The 5,321-nt window shown below is 71.9% G+C and carries 4 protein-coding genes and 1 pseudogene; 1 reads left to right on the forward strand and 4 read right to left on the reverse strand.

Going from position 1 to position 5,321, the window contains the following annotated elements; all coding sequences use genetic code 11:
- Window positions 1–219: 219 nt before the first annotated feature.
- A complete protein-coding gene (locus tag CP969_RS32960; protein ID WP_016823562.1) occupies window positions 220–999 on the reverse strand; it encodes a thioesterase II family protein in 780 nt (259 codons plus the stop codon).
- Between the two features lie 642 nt (window positions 1,000–1,641).
- Between CP969_RS32960 and CP969_RS34355 the strand changes: the two are divergent.
- Window positions 1,642–1,896: pseudogene (locus CP969_RS34355) on the forward strand (DedA family protein); the annotation flags it as partial.
- Window positions 1,897–1,947: 51 nt separating this feature from the next.
- Here CP969_RS34355 and CP969_RS32970 read toward each other — a convergent pair.
- The 3 genes from CP969_RS32970 to CP969_RS32980 form a co-directional block, all read right to left on the reverse strand.
- Complete coding sequence (locus CP969_RS32970) at window positions 1,948–2,922, reverse strand: ABC transporter permease (protein WP_004979920.1); 975 nt, start codon at window positions 2,920–2,922, stop codon at window positions 1,948–1,950.
- A gap of 35 nt (window positions 2,923–2,957) precedes the next feature.
- Window positions 2,958–3,941, reverse strand: coding sequence for an ABC transporter ATP-binding protein (locus CP969_RS32975; RefSeq protein WP_004979919.1), 984 nt, complete (start codon window positions 3,939–3,941; stop codon window positions 2,958–2,960).
- Between the two features lie 94 nt (window positions 3,942–4,035).
- Window positions 4,036–4,254 (reverse strand): MbtH family protein, encoded by a 219-nt coding sequence (locus CP969_RS32980; protein WP_004979910.1) that lies wholly within the window; start codon window positions 4,252–4,254, stop codon window positions 4,036–4,038.
- Between the last annotated feature and the right edge of the window lie 1,067 nt (window positions 4,255–5,321).

Genomic DNA, 5,321 nt, shown 5'->3' on the forward strand with positions numbered 1-5,321 from the left:
CCGCCGGAAGCGTAGCCACGATATCCGTACGATGTCAATGCCTCATTTCTGGAAAGCCCCGCCGATTCCTTTTCGGCAAGCCGTGGCCGCGTGGACACGCCCCCGGAAACGGCCGTTCATCCGCTTTCCCCTTCGTGTTCCGCCGCGGGCGTCCGGGGAACGGCTTTCCGCCGTCCGCGCTCGCCGCCGGACGGGAAGCGCCGGCCCCCTCCGGACGGGTCACGGAACGTGCGGGCCGGGAGGGCGGGGGCCGGGCAGCCGGGGGGCCAGCGCCTCCAGGACGGGCCGTTCGTCGGTGAGGTAGAAGTGGTCGCCGGGAAACGTCCGGGTGTCGAAGTCGCCGCCCGCGCAGGCACGCCACTCCCTCAACTCCTCGGGGCTGACGTCCGGGTCCCCGGTACCGCCGAACACGAGCAGCGGGGCGCGCACGGGCACGGCCGGCGTGCGCCGGTAGAGCGAGACGAGCCGGAAGTCCGCGCGGATCGACGGCAGGACGAGGTCGAGGAGTTCGGGGACGGCGAGCAGGTCGTCGAAGGAGTCGTCGAGGCGGCGCAGTTCCTCGACGAGTTCGGCGTCGTCCAGTTCGTGGCGGTCCTCCTCCTCACGGCGGTGCGGGGCGCAGGACCCGGAGACGGTCAGCAGGTCGACGACCCGCCCGTGCCGCCGCTCGAGTTCCAGGGTGACCTCGTACGCCACGGAGGCGCCCATGCTGTGGCCGAACAGCGCGAGCGGCTCGCCGACGAAGGGTGCCAGCGCGTCGGCGATGGGCCGGACCAGGTCGTCCATGGTGCCGGCGGGCGGCTCCGCCAGCCGGTCCTGGCGGCCGGGGTACTGCACCGCCAGGACCTCGACGTCGTCGGGCAGGGCCGCCGGCCACGACCGGTAGGCGTGAGCGGTGCCGCCCGCGTGCGGCGCGCACACCAGCCGGGACCGCGGCCGGGTGACCCGGTTGCAGGCCCGGAGCCACGAGGACTGTGAGCGGGTACGCGCAGTGGTCACCGTCCCCGCCTCCCGTCGCGTCCGCCGACGGGCGGGGGAACGGCACCGAGCGGTGTCCGCGGGGCGCTGTCGCGCCGTCCGGCTGTCGTGTTCTTCACCGTGTGTTCCTTCTCGTTCTGCCGGCCGGTACCGAGGCCGGCGAGCCTTTCACCCGCCGGGTGCCGGCGCGGTGCGGGACCGGCCCCCGGCGACGCGATGATTCCGCCGTGCGCCCGAGTCCTGTCCGGCGCAGGAGGGGAACCGATGTCCCCCATCACCCTGTCCTTTCGGGGTACCCGCCTGTGCGGGACTTCCCGGCGCCCGGTGGGACGCCCGTGTGCCGGAATTCCCGGCGGAATGCCGGCGCCGGGAACGGACCGCGCACGGGCGCCGAACGACCGCCGCGGCGCCCGGGAATTCTCTGTTACGGTCGGGCGCACCCGCGTCCTCACCTCCGGCGGGCGCATTCGATGGGAGCGCGTACGAGCGATGTCCTGGTTGAAAGAAGTTCTGGAGACGTCGTCCTCCGCTCCGCTTCCGGTCACATTGGTCTTGTCCGGGGCGTTCGCCGCCGCCGAGTCGGGTCTCGGGATCGGGATCGCCGTGCCGGGCGAGACGGTCGTGCTCGTGCTCGCGGCGTCGCTGGACAACCCGGCGGCGCTCATGAGCCTCTTCGTGACCGTCACGTTCGCCAGCAGCGCCGGGGACCACGTCGGCTACGTCCTCGGCAGGAGGTACGGAGACCGGCTGCGGGACGTCCCCTTGGTGCGCAGGATGGGCAGGGACCACTGGGACCGGGCCGTGCGGTCGTTCCACCGGTACGGCGCCTGGTCCGTCTTCCTGACCAGGCTCCTGCCCGTCGTACGGACGCTCACCCCGGCCACGGCGGGGGTGGCCGGCGTCCGGTACCGCAGGTTCCTTCCGGCGTCCCTGGCGGGAGCGGCCCTGTGGTCGGCGCTCTACGTGGTGTCAGGGGCCCTGGTCCGCGCGTCCGTCGACGAGATCGGCGCGTTCATCAGCCGGGTCGGCTGGGGGGTGCTGGTCTGCCTGGTCGCGGCCACCTGCCTGCTCCTTCTCTTCCGCCGGCGACGCGGTGCCGCGCGAGCGCCGGAATAGGGGTCTTCTCGTTTCGTTCGGGGGGCGCCTGAACCCGCGGAGCGCGGCCACGCACATCACCGCGCAGAGCACGGCGCCGCTGAGCAGCGCGCCGATGATCGAGCCTCCGGCCTCCCAGCCGAGCGCGAGGTTCCGCGACGCGTCGACGGCGTAGGTCAGCGGGTTCACCGCGGCGACGGCACGCACCCAGCCGGGCAGCGCCTCGAGGGGCACGAAGGCGCTGGAGGCGAACATCAGCGGGGACAGCACGAAGAAGCCGATGCTCCCCAGCACCTCGACGCTCCGCAGCCAGGCGGCCAGCGCCAGGAAGACCCAGATCAGTGACCAGCACACGAACACCGACAGCAGGAACGCCGCCGCCATCCCCCCGAGGCCGCCGGCCGGGTCGAAGTCCAGTACGAAGTACGCGCACAGCAGCAGCGCCGCCAACTGGACCGCCACCCGGGCGAGATCGCCCACCGAACGCGCGACGAGCACGTACAGGGGGCGCACGGGCAGGAAGCGCAGGCGCTGCTCGATGCCGGACTCCGCGTCCCGGACGAATCCGACACCCGCGACCTGGGCCGTGCCGATGCCCGTCGTGATGAGCAGCGCCGGCACCAGGTAGTCGGTGTAGGCGACGCCGTCGGGGAACAGGTCGGGGTTGGCCATCCGGCCGAAGATCTGCGTGAAGAGCAGCAGCATGACGAGCGGCTGCACGATCGACAGTGCCACGATGCGCGGGTCGCCGCAGATCACCCTCAGCTGGCGGGCGGTCAGCGTCCACAACTGGGCCGGTTCACGCGGCCGTACCGTGACCGGGGCGAACCGGTCGTCGTGCTCGTCCATGAGGCGCCCGTCTCCCGGCCGTGTCCGTACCCGCGTCATGACGCACCCACCGGTGCGTGCGGTGAGGAGCCCGGTTCCGCCGCCGTCGCCGAACCGGGCGAGGTCAGTGCGAGGTACACGTCGTCCAATGTCGGTTCCGACAGGGCCAGACCGTCGATCGGCACCTCGGCGGCGACCAGGATCTGCACGATGACCGCCAGTTCGGCCGAGGCGTCCACACCGACGACCAGGTCCGTTCCCCCCTGTCCCGCCGTGGGGTGGTACCCGTGCGGGCGCAGTGCCGCGGCCGCCCGTTCCCGCCTGTCCCGTCCGACGGACAGGTGCACAAAGCGGCGGCCCGTCTGCGACTTGAGTTCGGCCGTCGTGCCGGAGGCCACCACCCGTCCCTTGCTGAGCACGGTGATCCGGTCCGCCAGGCGGTCGGCCTCGTGCAGGTCCTGGGTGGTGAGCAGCACGGTGGTGCCCTGCCGCACCAGAGCCTCCACGGTCTCCCACAGGTTGACGCGGCTCACCGGGTCGAGCCCGGTGGTCGGCTCGTCGAGGAAGAGCACGACCGGGTCGGCCACCAGACTCATGGCCAGGTCGAGGCGGCGGCGCATACCGCCGGAGTAGGAACCGGCCGGCCGGTTCGCCGCGGCGGTGAGGCCGAACGCCTCGACGAGCTGTGCCGCCCTGCGGCGTGCCGTCCGGGGCCGCGCGCCCAGCAGGCGCGCGACCAGCACCAGGTTGGCGGTGCCCGACAGCCGGTGGTCCACCGCCGTGTGCTGGGCGGTCACACCGATCCGCCTGCGGATCTGCGCACCCTGCGTCCTGACGTCGAACCCGGCCACGGTCGCGCTTCCCGTGGAGGGCTGCGACAGCGTCGAGAGGATGTGGACCAGGGTCGTCTTGCCGGCGCCGTTGTGCCCGAGCAGGCCGAGGACCGTCCCGGCGCGCGCCTCGACGTCCACGGCGTCGAGCGCCGTCACCTCGCCGAACCTCTTGCCGAGCCCCCTGGTGCGGATCGTCACCTCGCTCACGGCCGGGTCCTTCCGGCCGGCGGGCGCTCCCGGTGGTGCCCCGGCTCCCGCGCCGGCCGGCCGGGGCCGCCGCGGGCCGGGCGTGGACCCGTGTTCACGCGTTCTGCTGACTCATCGCGTCGATCAGACTCTTGGGCCGCATGTCGGTCCAGTTCTTCTCGACGTACTCCAGGCACGCCTCGCGCGTGTCCTCCTGGTGAACGATCGTCCAGCCGCTGGGGACGTCGACGAACGAGGGCCACAGGGAGTGCTGCCCCTCATCGTTGACCAGGACCAGAAAACGACCGTTTTCATCATCGAACGGATTACTCACAGAAGTGCCCTCCGCTAAAGTCCGGCGGTCGCACCGGATCCCCGACGCGCCGCGGACTGCTGCCCGTAAACACAATGGTGCGGGTTCGCATTCCACGGCCGGCTTCGGAAGCCGAAAAATGAGGTCGTGGATGTGCAGTCACGCAAATTACCCGGCCCCGTGCCGGGAGTCAACACGCACTCGGGGTGGCGGATCGCGGCCGGAGATAGGGGTTGACGCATCGTCTACCAACAGGGACAAGCCCCAGCTCGGGGCATCAACTGGGGTGCCCTGGGTAGGGGTTGACACGTGATCATCCCGGTTACTAGCCTCCGGTCCGGTAGCTATTCGAGTATTCCGTCAGTAGTCCATGAGCGTCATATGGCGCGTCATGGAATTCCCGTTCTCGGTCGTCCTGCGATGTGGGGGAGATGGTAATGCGCGGCCTGTTTCGATGAAGCGGGGAGCCGGAGAACCGGAAAGAGGAAATAACGTACGGAGTCCCGCCGGACTTCTGCGTCACCGCGCGCCCGCAGAACCGGTTCACCGCTTTTCGTCCGTCCGCGCCCCGACACCCCACCGCGATGCGGCACACCCCCTGAGCCCGACCTGAACCGCACCGCGGCCGTCGAAGGTCTCCGGTCAGCCCGGCCGAGCCCCGCTCCTCCCTCCGGGGGCCGCGGCCGGGCCGCCCGGCCGCGCCACCGCCGGCGCGGCGGTCGTCCCGGTGCGAAGGCGGACCTGGAAACGGCCCCGCCACCGGATTCCCGTCCGCTTCGCCCCGCCGGGACGAACGGCGGCGACGAAGCCGCCGGGACGCACCCCCGCGGCCCGGACGGACTCCGGGAAGCTACCGCCCGCCCGGCGCGACGCGGCCGCACGAAGCCGCGTCCGCCGCGGTGTTCCCCCGTCCCGGGCCGCACCACGGCCCAGAGCTGATCATGACCCGCCCGGTTCAGCAGGCGTCCCGGCCCGGACGCGCTGAGCAGGAATCCCCGACCCGGTCCGTCGAGGTCAGTGGAGCCGATGTCCGCGTCGGGTGCCGGCCTGTGAGGCCCGCGCCGGCACCGCAAAGTTTGGAGTGTGTG

The sequence above is a fragment of the Streptomyces viridosporus T7A genome (assembly GCF_008704515.1).
GTDB classification, from domain to species: Bacteria; Actinomycetota; Actinomycetes; order Streptomycetales; family Streptomycetaceae; genus Streptomyces; species Streptomyces viridosporus.